The sequence below is a fragment of the Bacillus sp. FSL E2-8900 genome (genome assembly GCF_037966225.1).
Classification (GTDB): domain Bacteria; phylum Bacillota; class Bacilli; order Bacillales; family Bacillaceae_G; genus Bacillus_A; species Bacillus_A cereus.
This window is the reverse complement of sequence record NZ_CP150193.1, coordinates 4,353,577-4,368,568: the sequence shown is the minus strand read 5'-3', so window position 1 is coordinate 4,368,568 and position 14,992 is coordinate 4,353,577. Positions and strand designations below refer to the sequence as shown.

Genomic DNA, 14,992 nt, shown 5'->3' with positions numbered 1-14,992 from the left:
TATAATAGAATGAAAAGAAAGAAATTTGGCAGAAAGGGAGGGTGGCGATGCAGGAGATGGTTAAAGATTTTTTTGGACGCCCACTTCAAGATTTACGTATATCTGTCATTGATCGTTGCAATTTTAGATGTACATATTGTATGCCAGCGGAAATATTTGGGCCAGATTATGCTTTTTTGAAAGATGAGTTTTTACTAACCTTTGATGAAATTGAGCGTTTGGCAAAATTATTTGTTAACATCGGTGTACGAAAAATTAGAATTACTGGCGGTGAGCCACTACTTCGTAAAGATTTAACAAAACTTATTGCACGTCTTGTGAAAATTGATGGGCTAATAGATATAGGGTTAACGACAAATGCTGTACATTTAACGAAACAAGCGAAGGCATTAAAAGAAGCTGGATTACATAGAGTGAATGTTAGTTTAGATGCAATAGATGACGACATATTTAAGAATATTAATGGTCGAAATATTAATACAAAACCGGTAATTAAGGGAATTATAGCAGCTAAAGAGGCGGGGCTGGAAGTAAAGGTAAATATGGTTGTAAAAAAAGGGATGAACGATCATCAAGTACTTCCGATGGCTGCGTATTTTAAAGAGCAAGGAATCACGCTTCGGTTTATTGAGTTTATGGATGTTGGTAGTACAAATGGGTGGAATTTTGATCAAGTCGTTACAAAACGAGAATTGATTGAGATGATTCATAAGATGTATCCACTTGAGCCAGCCGAAGCGCATTACTTTGGTGAAGTTGCGAAGCGATATCGGTACGTTGGAACAAATGTTGAAGTTGGTTTTATTACATCTGTTTCTGAGTCATTTTGTGTCTCTTGTACGAGGGCGAGAATTTCGGCAGATGGAAAGTTTTATACGTGCTTATTTGCGACAGAGGGTTTGGATGTAAGAGAACTTCTTAGAGGAAATCTTTCGGATGAGGAGTTATTAAGTGTTATACAAGATGTATGGATGAATAGAAAAGATAGGTATTCGGATGAACGAACAGAAGAAAGTGCAAAAAATCGTCCGAAAATCGAAATGTCTTATATAGGAGGATAAGAAAGGGGGCTATCGCATGCAGGAGCGATATTCAAGACAAATATTATTTTCTGGTGTTGGAGAAGAAGGACAGAGAAAAATAAGAGAGAAGCATGTGCTTATTATTGGTGCTGGTGCTCTCGGTGCGGCAAATGCAGAAGCGATTGTTAGAGCAGGTGTTGGAAAAGTAACGATTGCTGACCGTGATTATGTAGAATGGAGTAATTTACAAAGACAACAACTATATACAGAAGAAGATGCAAAGCAGTATAAACCGAAGGCGGTAGCGGCAGCAGAGCATTTAAGAGCGATTAATTCTGAGGTGGAAATAACTCCTGTTGTGACGGATGTAACGGTGCAAGAAATGGAAGAATTAGTGAATGATGTAGATTTAATATTAGATGCGACAGATAATTTTGAAACGCGTCTTCTTATTAATGATATTTCACAAAAGTATAATATTCCGTGGATATATGGTGGGTGTGTCGGAAGCTACGGAGTAACGTATACAATTTTACCAGGGAAAACACCGTGTTTTCGCTGTTTAATGGAGCATCCAGCGAGTGGTGCAACATGTGACACAGCTGGTATTATACAACCGGCAGTACAATTAGTAGTTGCGCATCAAATTACGGAAGCGCTGAAAATATTAGTAGAAGACTTTGGTGCGCTTCGTGAAACGATGTTATCGTTTGATCTTTGGAATAATCAACAGATGGCATTTAAAGTGAATAGGCAGAAAAAAGATACTTGTTTATCTTGCGGAAGGTTACGTACATATCCGAGTTTAACATTTGAAGGACAAACGAAAACAGAAGTGTTATGTGGGCGGAATACAGTACAAATTCGCCCGGGTGTGCGGAAGAATTTTAATTTAGAAGAAATTAAAAAACGCTTACAAAGAAGCGTAGAGATAAAGGCGACACCTTATTTATTATCATTTCCGGTAGAAGAATATCGTTTTGTTTTATTTACAGATGGCAGGGCGTTCATTCATGGGACGAATGATATGAATGTAGCGAAAAGTTTATATGCAAGATATATAGGTTGAACCTAAAGGAAACCCTTTAGGCTCAACGGAGAGAGGATTATGAATTTCTCGTATAATCTCCACTTTTTCCACCTGTTTTTTCAAGTAAGTACGTTTCGCCGATAATCATACCTTTATCGACAGCTTTACACATATCATACACAGTAAGAGCGGTAGCGGAAGCAGCTGTTAAGGCTTCCATTTCAACACCGGTGCTACCTTCTGTTTTAACTTTTACTTCAATGAGTAAACGATATTGTTCTTCTGATTGTTTCCAATCGAAAGAAACGTCAACACCTTTTAATAATAAAGGATGGCACATTGGGATAATATCAGAAGTACGTTTCGCGGCCATAATGCCTGCGATTTGCGCAACTGCTAATACGTCACCTTTCCCAATTTCATTGTGAGAGATTTTATCGTAAATTTCTTTCGTAACGACAATGCTAGAGCACGCAATTGCTGTTCGAACGGTTGCTTTTTTGTCGCTTATATCAACCATTTTTGCGCGTCCTTGGTCATTGAAATGTGTAAATGAAGACATGGAATTCCTCCTTGAAGTAATTTCTATTGAATATATAAAGTTTAATCGAGATAAAAAAAATTGCAAATATGAGGTGAGAAACGATGGTAGAAAAACGAATTCCAATTCAAGTTGCTAAGGCAGTAGAACGGGTAATGAAATATGCGAAGCATGGTGAAGTAGAAGAAATTTCTATTACGGAAAGTTACGGGAGAATTCTCGGGGAAGATGTTGTCTCAGATCATGACGTTCCTCATTTTGATCGTTCCCCTTACGATGGTTTCGCCATTCGAGCAGAAGATACGAAAGAAGCAACTCAAGAGAATCCAGTTGAATTTGAAGTAATAGGAGAAATCGGGGCGGGTTCCGTTTTTTTAGAGGAAGTAGGAGCTTTTGAAGCAATTCGCATTATGACAGGAGCAGCTATTCCAGAAGATTGCAATGCAGTCGTAATGCTAGAGCTGACAGAAGGGTTTGAGAAGAACGGGAAAACATATATGAAGTTAAAACGCCCTTTTAATAACGGTGACAATGTGTCGTTTAAAGGAGAAGATATAAAACAAAATCAAGTTCTCGTTAAGAAAGGTGTTGCAATTAATCCAGGTGTTGCGGCCTTACTAGCAACGTTTGGATATAGCACGGTGAAAGTTGTAAAACAGCCTGTTGTCGGTATTGTAACGACAGGAAGTGAATTATTAGAAGTACATGAGCCGTTAGAACCGGGGAAAATTAGAAATAGTAACTCGTATATGATCGCAGCTCAAATTATGAAAGCTGGCGGGAAAGTTCGTTATTATGGTCAACTCGCGGATGAGTTAGATGCATGTTTTACAGCTGTTCAATCAGCGATCGATGAGGTCGACATTTTAATTACAACAGGCGGTGTATCAGTAGGAGATTATGACTACTTACCAGCTATTTATGAAAGATTACAGGCAAATGTACTCTTTAATAAGATAGCCATGAGGCCCGGAAGTGTAACGACAGTAGCTGAAGTTGATGGAAAGTTACTCTTTGGTTTATCAGGAAATCCGTCTGCTTGTTATGTAGGCTTTGAATTATTTGTGCATCCAATTATAAAAACGTATTTGTATGCGAAGGAACCTCACGTATATAGAGCGGATGCTATTTTACAAAAAGATTTTCCGAAGCCAAATCCATTTACTCGTTTCGTAAGAGCGAACGTAACAATTGTGGATGGGGCGTTACAAGCGATGCCGGTTGGTTTAGATAAATCGAGTGCGGTATCTTCACTTGCAGATGCGAATGCTTTTATCGTGTTACCCGGAGGAACGAGAGGATTTGAGACCGGAATGAAAGTATCCGTATTATTGTTAGAGCACTCTGAGGGATGTGAGTGGCCATGGGCGAAGCCCCTTCAATCTTACAAATAGTAGGGTATCAAAATAGCGGAAAAACGACACTTGTAGAGAAAATTGTGCATGCATTAGCCGAAAGCGAAATGAAAGTTGCTACAATTAAACATCACGGGCACGGAGGTTTTCCAGAAGTAGCGCAAAAAGATAGCGAAAGACACCGTAAAGCTGGTGCTGTCGTAAGTAGTGTAGAAGGTGCTGGATTACTTTCACTTTCTTCACTAAGAAAGAAATGGTCCTTGCAAGAAATTATTCGCTTATATGAGTTTTTTAAAGTGGATACAATTTTAATAGAGGGCTATAAAAAAGAGAACTACCCGAAAGTAGTGTTACTTCGTTCTGCGGAAGATGCTGAGCTTTTACATAAAGTAGAAAATATAGTGGCGGTTATTACGTGGTATGATGTCCCAGTAAATATACGAGAAGAATATAAAGTATTTCATATAACAGAAGAAGAGTTGTACATAGACTGGTTTTTACAAACGGTTAGGAGTGCGAAATGACAAATACATATTATGAAGTAATTGATACAGAAATCTCGATTGAAGAGGTAACGAAGAAAGTAATTCGACGTGAATGCGGTGCTGTTACAACATTTATTGGAACGGTTAGAGAGTTTACGAAAGGGCGTCGTACATTATACTTAGAATATGTCGCTTATAAAACGATGGCAGAAAAGATGCTAGAGAAAATCGGCCTGGAAGTGAAAGAGAAATGGCCGGGTACATATGTTGCGATTACACATCGCATCGGTACGTTGCAAATTTCTGATATAGCGGTTGTTGTTGCTGTTTCAACACCACACCGTAAAGCGGCTTATGAAGCGAACGAATATATTATGGAACGCATAAAACAAATTGTTCCGATTTGGAAAAAGGAGTTTTGGGAAGATGGTGACTCATGGATTGGTGATCAATTAGAAAAAACACCATATCCGGCGGGAGAGCCTGGGAAGGAGCTATAAGTATGATTCGAGTATTGTTATTTGCGCACTTGCAAGAAGAAGCAGGGACAAGTGAATTACAAATAGAGAAAGAAAATATTACGGTTGCACAGTTAAAAGATGTTGTTGCGAACGAATATAATGTACCAGTTTCAGAGCCAATTATGGTTGCGATTAATGAAGAATATGCAAATGAAGATGACAAGGTCCAATCTGGTGATGTTGTTGCACTAATCCCACCAGTGAGCGGTGGTTAATATTGGATTCATTAAAACGACTTTCCTATATAGGGAAAGTCGTTTTTTTATGGCAGTTTTGAGAACACTAATCTATAGAACAAGGAGGGAATTATGAAAAAAATATGTGTAGTTATGACAATGCTATGTGCGTCTTTTTTCTCTTCTCCAAGTGATTCTTTCGCGAAAGAATCAAGAGAACAGCTTTTAGAGAGTGCATTATCAAATAGGTACTATTCAGTTATTAGACAAGTGACAGAAGATCAATATGAATGTGCTTCAGTCATAAATATAAAGCGTCTCGGCAAGAAAGATGAATTTGTTCCTAGGTATGAAGTGAAGCTACAATTTCTTACATTTCAAGGAGCGCATAATCCCCCGAACGATAAAGTTACGCTTACTTTGGAAGACCATTTAGATCACGTAAAGATAAAGAAAGTGGAGCGAGAAAAGAATGTTTCTGACGCTATTGCAGAAAAAGTTTGTGAACGGGAAAAAGAAAAAATAAAAGCTCACTCTAATGACTTAGAGTGATAACCTATGCATTTAGTAAAGAAAGGTAATGAGTGATGGATATATTTTTAGCGATTTTACCAGCTATATTTTGGGGAAGTATTGTGCTATTTAATGTAAAACTGGGCGGGGGACCGTATAGTCAAACGCTCGGAACAACGTTTGGAGCACTTATTTTCTCAATTGTTGTTTATATTTTTATGAAGCCAGTATTAACACCTACCGTTATCGGAGTTGGAGTTGTGTCAGGTTTATTTTGGGCGCTTGGTCAGGCAAATCAATTGAAAAGTATTGATTTAATGGGTGTTTCGAGGACGATGCCAATTTCAACAGGACTTCAATTAGTCGCGACGACTTTATTTGGCGTTATCGTATTTCATGAATGGTCCACGACAATATCGGTCGTCCTTGGGATTTTAGCGCTCGTTTGTATTATTATCGGTGTTATTTTAACATCGCTTCAAAGTGAAGAAGAAAAGAATGCAGAGCAAGCAGCAAACTTTAAAAGAGGTATCGTAATTTTATTAATTTCAACAGTCGGCTATTTAGTTTACGTAGTAGTGATTAGACTATTTAACGTAGATGGTTGGTCAGCTTTGTTGCCACAAGCAGTTGGTATGGTGTTAGGTGGGATTTTGCTTACCTTTAAACATCATCCATTTAATAAATATGCAATTCGAAATATTATTCCAGGATTAATTTGGGCAGCTGGAAATATGTTTTTATTCATTTCGCAGCCGCGTGTTGGAGTAGCAACAAGTTTCTCGCTATCGCAAATGGGAATTATTATTTCCACGCTTGGTGGGATCCTTATATTAGGTGAAAAGAAAACGAAACGTCAATTAACGGGTATCGTTGTCGGTATTGTTTTTATTATCGCAGCCGGAATTATGTTAGGTATAGCCAAAAGTTAAAGGAGGTATGGAAATGTATAGTGATTTAGCAGGGAAAGTTGTCGTTATTACAGGATCAGCAACTGGTCTCGGAAGAGCGATGGGAGTGAGGTTTGCTAAGGAAAAAGCGAAAGTGGTTATTAATTATCGCTCACGAGAATCAGAAGCGAATGATGTGTTAGAAGAAATTAAAAAGGTAGGCGGCGAAGCGATTGCTGTAAAAGGTGATGTAACCGTCGAATCGGATGTTGTGAATCTCATTCAATCTGCTGTGAAAGAGTTTGGTACGCTTGACGTTATGATTAATAATGCAGGGATAGAAAACGCGGTACCGTCGCATGAAATGCCGCTTGAAGATTGGAATAGGGTAATTAATACAAATTTAACAGGTGCTTTTTTAGGAAGTCGTGAAGCGATTAAATATTTTGTAGAACATGATATTAAAGGATCAGTCATTAATATGTCTAGTGTTCATGAGAAAATTCCGTGGCCACTATTTGTGCACTATGCAGCAAGTAAGGGTGGTATTAAACTGATGACAGAAACGTTAGCGCTAGAGTATGCGCCAAAAGGTATTCGAGTAAATAATATAGGACCAGGTGCAATTAATACGCCAATCAATGCAGAAAAGTTTGCTGATCCTAAAAAACGTGCTGACGTAGAAAGTATGATACCTATGGGCTACATTGGAAAACCTGAAGAAATCGCAGCAGTAGCAACTTGGCTTGCTTCATCAGAGGCGAGTTACGTAACCGGAATTACGCTATTTGCAGATGGTGGAATGACGTTATATCCATCGTTTCAAGCTGGGCGTGGGTAATATAAAAGGACGAAGAGATAAAACTCTTCGTCCTTTTTTAAAAAAAAAAAAATAGCGGCCAGCTATTTTAAATTTAGTGATTAATTGTATCTTGAAGAAATTCTGTTGCTTGATGTTCAGAAACATTTTGTACGAGTGCAACTTCACTGATCATCATTTTTCGGGCGTTATCTAGCATTTGTTTTTCACTCGCATTTAAAGTTCTCTCTTTATTGCGGCGAAGTAAATCCCGAACAACTTCTGCGCTATCTTGTAAATTGCCGTTTTTCATTTTTTCCATATTCATTGTATATCTTTGTTTCCATGAGAGTGATGTGTCTGACTCCCCGTTTTGAAATTCAAGAAGTATATCATCTAACGTACCTCGATCAACGATATAACGAATACCTGATTTTTTTAATTGATCCATCGGAAGCATTACTTGCATATCTTTACTAATGATGCGTATCACACAATATTGACGTGAAGTACCTAATATTTCTTTCTCTTCAATTGCTTCGATGATTCCTGCACCGTGCATTGGATAAACGATTTTATCACCAATTTGAAACAAATCATCCACCTCCATATGTGGTAACCACTTTTAATGATAACATACGTATGTAAAAATGTCAAATTTTATATAATAACATAATATTTATATTCGAGTCAATAAGATAAAGTGCTTTTTTTGTATTTTTTCGGGTTTTATTTATAGTGATTTTTTTAGAAAAATAGTACAGGTGAAGAAAGAAGGCATATCCACTTATTTTTAAGCATAAAATGTAAAAGCGCTAATACAATATACCTAAATCCGTTCTTTGCAAAGGAGGGAGAGAAGGTGGGGCGCACAATAAAAATTGATATTACAAATAAAGTTGTAGCTAAATTTAGACCAAATTATTTGGAATTATATACGAGTAAATTTATGATAGGTAAGTTTTATGTCTATACTGAAGATAAAAAATATGTGTTAGAAGACGGATATATATATGAGAATGGAAAGTTTTATCGCATCATAGATACGCACCGTGGCAATAATCAAGCGGCGGAGGGCTGCGATCTAGGATGGTGTTAACATGATTCGTGTGAAAGTTTTTGATGAAAGTCACGAAAAAGACTTAGAAGACGCTGTGAATGTGTTTTTGAAAAAGATTGATGATAGCAACTTTGTAGATATTAAGTATCAAGTTGGTGTTTCTATTAACGACGATGAAAACCAAATTTATTGTTTTTCAGCAATGATCGTTTATAAAGCATAAAAAAGAGCTGGCTCACCCAGCTCTTTTTTATGTTTTATGTTGGGACAACATGTGTCGGTAATACGTTCATAATAGATTGGGTTGTGCCTAATTTCTTTGTCGTTAAAAGAGGCTCCCCTGTTTCATGGTTTTGGGCATCTTTACACATACCAAGGTGATAACGATCACCTAAAAATGGATCAATATAAAAACCGTTTTTGAATACTTTATCATTTGGATGTTTTTCATGATGAATATCAGAGCAGTTAATGCAATAGAACATCGCTTTCATCCCCTTTTTATTTTTGTTTGAAAAAAGTGAGTCGGTAGTCATTTCGCTCCTGAGGAAATGTTGAGGAGAAGAGAAATAACTACCTACTCAAATGGTGGGCATATTCCTTCTGACTTTGTCATATCTCGCGTATTGTCCCTTGAGGGAAGGAGGAGAGACGAAGTACGCATGATATAAGTAAGGCGCTTCTTTCAATATGAATGATGGAGTTTCATGTTGAGAGAAGTTTTTATTTTGTATTGCCTTTGTGAGTATATTATGAGGAAATGCTAAGAGGGTGTTTGTCCTGTTGAAAAAATGTTGAGAATTTCTCAACAGTAAAAGGATTAGCGTTGACATGAAACTAAAAGGTGTTATATTATCAAAGTATAACCAAAAGGTGTTATGTTATAACGCCGAGTAAAGGAGAATGAAAATGGAACAACAAAATACATTAAATGATATTAAACAAACAATCGTTTTTAACGCGTCTATTCAAAAGGTATGGAGTGTAGTATCAACTGCAGAAGGGATTGCGTCATGGTTTATGCCAAATGATTTTGTATTAGAGGTAGGACATGAATTTCATGTGCAATCACCATTTGGGCCATCACCATGTAAAGTATTAGAAATTGATGAACCAAACCATTTATCTTTCTCATGGGATACAGATGGCTGGGTTGTTTCATTTGATTTGAAAGACTTAGGAGATAACAAAACAGAATTTACGTTAATTCACGGCGGCTGGAAACATCCTGATGAAATTCTTCCGAAAGCAAATGCGAAGAGCTCTATTATTCGCGATAGAATGAGCGGTGGTTGGGTAGCGATTGTAAATGAAAAACTGAAAAAGGTTGTCGAAGGCTAAGTGTCCTCGTCAGCAGCGAAATATGATGTATTTCAAGCAATTGCTGATCCAACCCGCCGAGAAGTAATACGGTTATTAAGTGACAAAGAGTTACCGATTTCCAAAATAACGGATCATTTTCCGATGAGTCGTACTGCGGTTGTAAAGCACCTTCATATTCTTTCAGAAGCGAATTTAGTAAGTGGAAGAAAAAGCGGAAGAGAGAAGATATATCGTTTGCATCCAGAACCATTAGAAGAATTACAACAATGGCTCTCGTATTATGAACGTTTTTGGGATAATAAATTATCCATGCTGAAACATATTGTGGAGAATGAAAAATAAAAAAGGATGACCAAAATGGTCATCCTTTTTATTGTTGCTCACTTGTTTGTGTAGCTGGCTTTAATAAGAGCCAAGCGATAATTAATGTAAATACTGCTAATACGAAAGTGCTCATATAAATGACGTGTACGCTTGATGCTAATGCAGATTGCGATTCGGTTACTACGTTTGCTGTAGTACCGCCATGTCCACCAGATACAAGATCAAGATTTTTAATACCACGTGCGTGAATCATCGTATTGAAGATTGTACCGAATATTGCAGCACCTAACGTTTGACTAAATGTATTAATAAATGTGTTTAAACCAACAGCTGTTCCGCGTGTATGAGCTGGTACGGCTGCTTGAATTGTTACCATGTAAATCGGTGTCACAAGCCCCATGCCTAAGCCGAATAATCCGACTGCTACATAAATAAGGAACGATGGTGAATTTGTTGATAGTGTAAATAATAAGAACGTAGCGACTGATAAAATGCTAGCTCCAAGTAAAATGATTTGTTTCGTTTTTAATTTGCCTACTAAGTTACCAGAGAAAATAGCGCCAAATGTCCACATAACAGGAATTGGCATTAAAATAAGTCCAGCTTCTGTAGCGTTTTTCCCTAATACACCTTGGCTCCAAATTGGAAGGTACATTGTAATACTAATAATCATTGCGCCAGCAATAAGAGTTAATATATTTATCGTAGATAATGTACGGTTAGAGAAAAGTGATAGCGGAATTAATGGTTCCGGAGATTTCTTCTCGATGAATAAGAAAATAATAAATGAAATAGCGGCAAAGATTAATAGGCCGATAATTGTCATGTCTCCCCAGTTTTGCTTACTGCTACCTGTTAATAATGCATATAGTAGAGCGATTGTACTTAATGAGAAGACTGTTGCACCAAGATAATCGATATGATGCTTAGCAGGTTTAATAGATTCTTTGTAGTAAATTGCAATCATTAAGCAAGCGATAATTCCGAATGGAACGTTTAGGAAGAAAATATAGCGCCAAGAAAGGGAATCAACTAAAAATCCACCTACTAACGGTCCGATAACACCGGATACACCCCAAACGGCACTCATCCAACCTTGTGCTTTCGCGCGGTCTTTCGCTTCGCTATATAAGTCGCCAATAATCGTCATTGTGATTGGCATAACAGCACCAGCACCGATACCTTGAAGCGCGCGGAAGAAGATTAATTGTTCCATCGATGTAACGACTCCGCAAAGTGCAGAACCGACTAAAAAGATTGTAGCTCCGATCAGTAAAACTTTTTTACGGCCAAATAAATCAGCGAGCTTTCCGTATATTGGAGTCGAAACAGCTGTTGCAAGCATATAAATTGCATATACCCAACTAACAAGTTCGACGCCTGACAAATCACTCGTTATACGAGGGATTGCTGTACTAACAATCGTTCCTTCTACCGCAGAAAGAAACGTCATTAACATTAAAGACATCATGACTTTTTTTCTCATTTGTTTTTCCCCTTACCCTTTTTTAAATATTCAACAATATAAAATATAAAGGTACTAAGGTATATAAAGCAACAAAAAAGCAATGGGAAGTTAAGTGGAGCCTATATTTGTCGTTTCTTGTCGGTAAGTCGATATATTTGGGAAATCGCCGATATAAGTTGCAGAATCGCTCATATAATTTCATGTACCTATAAAAAAAGAAACAGGAATCCCTGTTTCTTTTTTTTAATACTGCATTTTCGCGTTTTCTCCAGCTGTCGTTCCGGCAATTCTACCAGTAACAAGGGCTGATGTAATATTATAGCCACCAGTATAACCATGAATATCAAGAACTTCTCCGCAGAAATATAAGCCGTTCGTAAATTTAGAAGACATTTCTTTCGGATTAATTTCTTTCACGGATACACCGCCGCCAGTAACGAATGCTTTTTCAATTGACTGCGTACCATTTACATTCACAGTAAACTCTTTAAAGTCTTTCACAAGTGCACGAATCTTTTCGTGAGAAACTTGTCCAGCTTGTTCGCTGCCGTCAATTTCATTTTTTTCTAATAAGAATAGGAAGTAACGTTCAGGAACATAACCTTTTAAAACGTTTTTAATTCCTTTTTTTGGATCTTCTTTCATTTGTTTCAGCATGCGCTGAAACAGTTGCTCACTATTTTCCTCTGGCAATGCATCAATACTCATTTGTATTGTATTCGTTTTAAACTTTTTCAGTGCTTTCACGACGAATTGGCTACAGCGAAGAGCAGCAGGTCCAGATAGGCCGAAATGAGTGAAGAGCATGTCCATTTTGTGAGAAATGATAGCTTTTCCTTTCGGGTTTAATACACTTAAGTTTATATCACGTAAAGCAAGACCTTGTAATGAGCGGTCACGTATAAACGGCTCGTTTGAAAGGATAGGTACTTCTGTTGGGAATAATTCTGTGATTGTATGACCCGCTTTTTCAGCCCAAGCATATCCGTCTCCAGTAGATCCAGTTTGAGGAACTGATTTTCCGCCAACAGCGATAACGACGTGATTTGTTTCTAACACTTCGCCTGTTTGCAGTATAACTGCTTTTGTTTGACCATTTTCATATTCAATCGTTTCAACAGGCGTATTTGTACGAATTTTTACACCTAAGTCTTTTAATCGTGTTAAAAGTGCGTCTACAACAGATTGTGCTTTGTTTGACACAGGGAACATGCGACCGTGGTCTTCTTCTTTCAATTTAACACCGAGATTTTCGAAGAATGTAATAATATCTTCATTATTAAAAATAGAAAAAGCGCTGTATAAGAAGCGACCGTTTCCTGGTATATGTTTAACAATTTCATCAAGTGGTAGACGGTTCGTTACGTTACAGCGTCCGCCACCAGAAATTGCAAGTTTACGCCCAAGTTTATTTCCTTTATCAAGAAGTAAGACATTTGCGCCTTCTTCTGCAGCACCAATTGCAGCCATTAGCCCAGAAGGACCGCCGCCGATGACAATAACATCATAATGCATAATATATCGACCTCATTTTCTACATTTCCTGCCTAAAAGAATAGCATGTTTTCCCTTAAAAGAAAAATAGAGTGAAGTACTGCTTAATGAGAGAATTGTGGTACAATACAAAAGTTAGAGTTCAGCACTATCCTGCCATTTGTAGGCGATAAGACTAAAACCTCAAGATTTAGGAGAAGTAAATAGGGAGTCTGTTAGCCTGTAAATGCTCGAATGGTTCAACTAATAAGGAGTAGGAGAGAAGTCTCCAACTAATTATAGTTTCACTTTATGTAGATGTAGGAGGATTTTTGTATGTCCGATTCGAAATTTCTGCGCGGAACGCTTATTGTTACGCTAGGGACATTTTTAGTAAAGTTCTTAGGCATGATTTACGTCTTTCCGTTTCATGCATTAGTAGGAACAGAAGGCGGAACGCTCTATACATATGGATACATTCCATATACGATCTTTTTAAGTATCGCAACGGCAGGTGTGCCACTTGCTGTTTCAAAATTTGTTTCCAAATATAATGCGCTTGGCGATTATAAAACGAGCCGGAGAATGTTCCGCTCGGGAATGGTTATGATGATAGTAACAGGAGTTCTTTCGTTCCTAGTACTGTACATGACGGCGCCATTGTTTGCAGAAGCGATGCTTGGTAAACAAAGTATACACAATAATGTAGGAGAAGTTACGACGATCATTCGTCTTGTAAGTTTCGCGCTTATTGTTGTACCAGCAGCGAGTTTAATTCGTGGTTATTTCCAAGGTCACCAGTCTATGGGACCAACTACCGTTTCACAAATTATTGAACAAATTATTCGTATCGTCTTTTTATTAGCAGGTAGTTTTATCGTTATTAAAGTACTTGGCGGTACAGTTGCAACAGCAGTTGGAGTAGCGACATTTGCTGCGTTCGTTTCAGCGGTTGGAGCACTCGGTGTGTTAATTTGGTACTGGCTAAAACGTAAAAAATATTTGGATCAATATTTAATTGAACAAACTGTACCAGAATCAACAGTAAGCACCGTTCAATTGTTTAAAGAGTTATTTGCATATGCGATTCCTTACGTTGTAATTGGGTTAACAATTCCTTTATATCAACAAATTGATACATTGACATTTAACTCAATTATGCAGGCGATTGGTCAAGGTGATATCGCAGAGCGAGCTCTCGGTATTTTCACAATGTGGACGCATAAGTTAATTATGATTCCTGTATCACTTGCAACAGCGTTTAGTTTAACGCTTGTACCAGCAATTACAAAATCATTTACTGAAAAACAATACCGCTATTTGAAATTACAAATTACACAAACATTCCAGGCAAATATGTTTTTAACATTGCCAGCAGTTGTCGGTATTTCTTCACTTGCATATCCAATTTATACTGCGTTTTACGATTCAGATCCACTAGGTGGACAAGTATTAATGTGGTATGCACCAGTTGCGTTGTTATTCGCTTTATTTACAGTAACAGCGGCAATCCTGCAAGGTATTAACCAGCAGAAGCATGCGATTATTGCGCTTATAATGGGCGTTATTTTGAAATTTGTATGTAACGTAATCTTTATTCGTTATTTCGGTACAGTAGGAGCAATTCTAGCGACAGCAGTTGGTTTCTTAGCTTCTGTTTGGTACACAAATCAACAAATTAAAAAATACGCACACTATTCATTCGGTGTTGTATATAAAAGAACATTCCAAATTGCAGTACTGACACTTATAATGGTCGTTGCTGTAAAACTATCACAATGGATTCTATCCTTCATGATTTCGCCTGATGGCCGTATTGGTGCTCTTATAACAGTTGCGATTTGTGCAGGTATTGGCGGTCTTGTTTACGGATTGTTAGCAATTCGCACAGGAGTACTTGAAAGAGTATTTGGTGGAGAAGCATTAGATAAAATTCAACGTAAACTTGGTAGTAGATTTAAAATAAAGTTGAAATCAAGAGGGGCGTAATTACGTCCCCTTTTCTATGATAA

At 37.5% G+C, this 14,992-nt stretch carries 19 protein-coding genes; 14 read left to right on the top strand and 5 right to left on the bottom strand.

Annotated features, from left to right (window positions below; all coding sequences use genetic code 11):
• Window positions 1–47: 47 nt before the first annotated feature.
• Window positions 48–1,061 carry a GTP 3',8-cyclase MoaA gene (gene moaA / locus NST90_RS22385; RefSeq protein WP_001157114.1) on the top strand — a complete coding sequence of 338 codons (1,014 nt, stop codon included), beginning with the start codon at window positions 48–50 and terminating at the stop codon, window positions 1,059–1,061.
• Between the two features lie 16 nt (window positions 1,062–1,077).
• Complete coding sequence (locus NST90_RS22380; protein ID WP_001158105.1) at window positions 1,078–2,091, top strand: molybdopterin-synthase adenylyltransferase MoeB; 1,014 nt, start codon at window positions 1,078–1,080, stop codon at window positions 2,089–2,091.
• 37 nt (window positions 2,092–2,128) lie between these two features.
• Here the strand turns inward: NST90_RS22380 and moaC are convergent, their stop codons facing one another.
• Window positions 2,129–2,614, bottom strand: a complete 486-nt coding sequence (gene moaC, locus NST90_RS22375; RefSeq protein ID WP_000094146.1) for a cyclic pyranopterin monophosphate synthase MoaC — start codon at window positions 2,612–2,614, stop codon at window positions 2,129–2,131.
• An 83-nt stretch (window positions 2,615–2,697) separates the two neighbouring features.
• Here moaC and moeA point away from each other — a divergent pair, with 83 nt between their 5' ends.
• From moeA to NST90_RS22340, 7 genes are all read left to right on the top strand, one after another.
• Window positions 2,698–3,987 (top strand): molybdopterin molybdotransferase MoeA, encoded by a 1,290-nt coding sequence (gene moeA / locus NST90_RS22370; protein WP_000229713.1) that lies wholly within the window; start codon window positions 2,698–2,700, stop codon window positions 3,985–3,987.
• Window positions 3,957–4,472, top strand: a complete 516-nt coding sequence (gene mobB / locus NST90_RS22365; protein ID WP_000503325.1) for a molybdopterin-guanine dinucleotide biosynthesis protein B — start codon at window positions 3,957–3,959, stop codon at window positions 4,470–4,472. Before moeA ends, mobB begins: the two co-directional genes overlap by 31 nt.
• A complete protein-coding gene (gene moaE / locus NST90_RS22360; protein ID WP_000185943.1) occupies window positions 4,469–4,933 on the top strand; it encodes a molybdopterin synthase catalytic subunit MoaE in 465 nt (154 codons plus the stop codon). Before mobB ends, moaE begins: the two co-directional genes overlap by 4 nt.
• A 2-nt stretch (window positions 4,934–4,935) precedes the next feature.
• Window positions 4,936–5,169: a molybdopterin converting factor subunit 1 gene (gene moaD / locus NST90_RS22355; protein ID WP_000621777.1), complete on the top strand. Its 234-nt coding sequence runs from the start codon at window positions 4,936–4,938 to the stop codon at window positions 5,167–5,169.
• Between the two features lie 93 nt (window positions 5,170–5,262).
• The gene (locus tag NST90_RS22350) at window positions 5,263–5,682 is read left to right on the top strand and encodes a DUF3888 domain-containing protein (RefSeq protein WP_000717684.1); all 420 of its coding nucleotides are present in this window, start codon (window positions 5,263–5,265) and stop codon (window positions 5,680–5,682) included.
• Between the two features lie 35 nt (window positions 5,683–5,717).
• A complete protein-coding gene (glcU, locus tag NST90_RS22345; RefSeq protein ID WP_000350861.1) occupies window positions 5,718–6,575 on the top strand; it encodes a glucose uptake protein GlcU in 858 nt (285 codons plus the stop codon).
• A gap of 13 nt (window positions 6,576–6,588) precedes the next feature.
• Window positions 6,589–7,374, top strand: coding sequence for a glucose 1-dehydrogenase (locus NST90_RS22340; protein ID WP_000286673.1), 786 nt, complete (start codon window positions 6,589–6,591; stop codon window positions 7,372–7,374).
• Between the two features lie 73 nt (window positions 7,375–7,447).
• Here the strand turns inward: NST90_RS22340 and NST90_RS22335 are convergent, their stop codons facing one another.
• The gene (locus NST90_RS22335) at window positions 7,448–7,942 is read right to left on the bottom strand and encodes a CarD family transcriptional regulator (RefSeq protein ID WP_000451445.1); all 495 of its coding nucleotides are present in this window, start codon (window positions 7,940–7,942) and stop codon (window positions 7,448–7,450) included.
• 252 nt (window positions 7,943–8,194) lie between these two features.
• On the opposite strand from NST90_RS22335, the gene NST90_RS22330 reads away from it, so the two are divergent.
• Entirely contained in the window at window positions 8,195–8,431 is a 237-nt protein-coding gene (locus NST90_RS22330; RefSeq protein WP_000533804.1) for a DUF2553 family protein, read from the top strand.
• 1 nt (window position 8,432) lies between these two features.
• Window positions 8,433–8,615, top strand: a complete 183-nt coding sequence (locus NST90_RS22325; protein ID WP_000621751.1) for a sporulation protein Cse60 — start codon at window positions 8,433–8,435, stop codon at window positions 8,613–8,615.
• A gap of 34 nt (window positions 8,616–8,649) precedes the next feature.
• Here the strand turns inward: NST90_RS22325 and NST90_RS22320 are convergent, their stop codons facing one another.
• Window positions 8,650–8,877 carry a DUF3973 domain-containing protein gene (locus tag NST90_RS22320; protein ID WP_000498989.1) on the bottom strand — a complete coding sequence of 76 codons (228 nt, stop codon included), beginning with the start codon at window positions 8,875–8,877 and terminating at the stop codon, window positions 8,650–8,652.
• 424 nt (window positions 8,878–9,301) lie between these two features.
• On the opposite strand from NST90_RS22320, the gene NST90_RS22315 reads away from it, so the two are divergent.
• Together NST90_RS22315 and NST90_RS22310 are read left to right on the top strand one after the other, a co-directional pair.
• Window positions 9,302–9,733 (top strand): SRPBCC domain-containing protein, encoded by a 432-nt coding sequence (locus tag NST90_RS22315; RefSeq protein ID WP_000437765.1) that lies wholly within the window; start codon window positions 9,302–9,304, stop codon window positions 9,731–9,733.
• Window positions 9,734–10,057 carry a metalloregulator ArsR/SmtB family transcription factor gene (locus tag NST90_RS22310; protein WP_006924901.1) on the top strand — a complete coding sequence of 108 codons (324 nt, stop codon included), beginning with the start codon at window positions 9,734–9,736 and terminating at the stop codon, window positions 10,055–10,057.
• A gap of 28 nt (window positions 10,058–10,085) precedes the next feature.
• Here the strand turns inward: NST90_RS22310 and NST90_RS22305 are convergent, their stop codons facing one another.
• Both NST90_RS22305 and NST90_RS22300 read right to left on the bottom strand, forming a co-directional pair.
• On the bottom strand, window positions 10,086–11,525 hold the full coding sequence (locus NST90_RS22305) for an MDR family MFS transporter (protein WP_006924902.1): 1,440 nt from the start codon (window positions 11,523–11,525) through the stop codon (window positions 10,086–10,088).
• A 225-nt stretch (window positions 11,526–11,750) separates the two neighbouring features.
• Window positions 11,751–13,022 (bottom strand): NAD(P)/FAD-dependent oxidoreductase, encoded by a 1,272-nt coding sequence (locus tag NST90_RS22300; protein ID WP_000558859.1) that lies wholly within the window; start codon window positions 13,020–13,022, stop codon window positions 11,751–11,753.
• 294 nt (window positions 13,023–13,316) lie between these two features.
• Here NST90_RS22300 and NST90_RS22295 point away from each other — a divergent pair, with 294 nt between their 5' ends.
• Window positions 13,317–14,969, top strand: a complete 1,653-nt coding sequence (locus tag NST90_RS22295) for a polysaccharide biosynthesis protein (protein WP_001284028.1) — start codon at window positions 13,317–13,319, stop codon at window positions 14,967–14,969.
• Window positions 14,970–14,992 lie beyond the last annotated feature (23 nt).

Excerpts from the sequence above, each read along its gene's own strand:
- moaA (WP_001157114.1), top strand. The coding sequence starts at position 48 with ATGCAGGAGATGGTTAAAGATTTTTTTGGACGCCCACTTCAAGATTTA.
- NST90_RS22380 (WP_001158105.1), top strand. The coding sequence starts at position 1,078 with ATGCAGGAGCGATATTCAAGACAAATATTATTTTCTGGTGTTGGAGAA.
- moaC (WP_000094146.1), bottom strand. The coding sequence starts at position 2,614 with ATGTCTTCATTTACACATTTCAATGACCAAGGACGCGCAAAAATGGTT.
- moeA (WP_000229713.1), top strand. The coding sequence starts at position 2,698 with ATGGTAGAAAAACGAATTCCAATTCAAGTTGCTAAGGCAGTAGAACGG.
- mobB (WP_000503325.1), top strand. The coding sequence starts at position 3,957 with ATGGGCGAAGCCCCTTCAATCTTACAAATAGTAGGGTATCAAAATAGC.
- moaE (WP_000185943.1), top strand. The coding sequence starts at position 4,469 with ATGACAAATACATATTATGAAGTAATTGATACAGAAATCTCGATTGAA.
- moaD (WP_000621777.1), top strand. The coding sequence starts at position 4,936 with ATGATTCGAGTATTGTTATTTGCGCACTTGCAAGAAGAAGCAGGGACA.
- NST90_RS22350 (WP_000717684.1), top strand. The coding sequence starts at position 5,263 with ATGAAAAAAATATGTGTAGTTATGACAATGCTATGTGCGTCTTTTTTC.
- glcU (WP_000350861.1), top strand. The coding sequence starts at position 5,718 with ATGGATATATTTTTAGCGATTTTACCAGCTATATTTTGGGGAAGTATT.
- NST90_RS22340 (WP_000286673.1), top strand. The coding sequence starts at position 6,589 with ATGTATAGTGATTTAGCAGGGAAAGTTGTCGTTATTACAGGATCAGCA.
- NST90_RS22335 (WP_000451445.1), bottom strand. The coding sequence starts at position 7,942 with ATGGAGGTGGATGATTTGTTTCAAATTGGTGATAAAATCGTTTATCCA.
- NST90_RS22325 (WP_000621751.1), top strand. The coding sequence starts at position 8,433 with ATGATTCGTGTGAAAGTTTTTGATGAAAGTCACGAAAAAGACTTAGAA.
- NST90_RS22320 (WP_000498989.1), bottom strand. The coding sequence starts at position 8,877 with ATGTTCTATTGCATTAACTGCTCTGATATTCATCATGAAAAACATCCA.
- NST90_RS22315 (WP_000437765.1), top strand. The coding sequence starts at position 9,302 with ATGGAACAACAAAATACATTAAATGATATTAAACAAACAATCGTTTTT.
- NST90_RS22305 (WP_006924902.1), bottom strand. The coding sequence starts at position 11,525 with ATGAGAAAAAAAGTCATGATGTCTTTAATGTTAATGACGTTTCTTTCT.
- NST90_RS22300 (WP_000558859.1), bottom strand. The coding sequence starts at position 13,022 with ATGCATTATGATGTTATTGTCATCGGCGGCGGTCCTTCTGGGCTAATG.
- NST90_RS22295 (WP_001284028.1), top strand. The coding sequence starts at position 13,317 with ATGTCCGATTCGAAATTTCTGCGCGGAACGCTTATTGTTACGCTAGGG.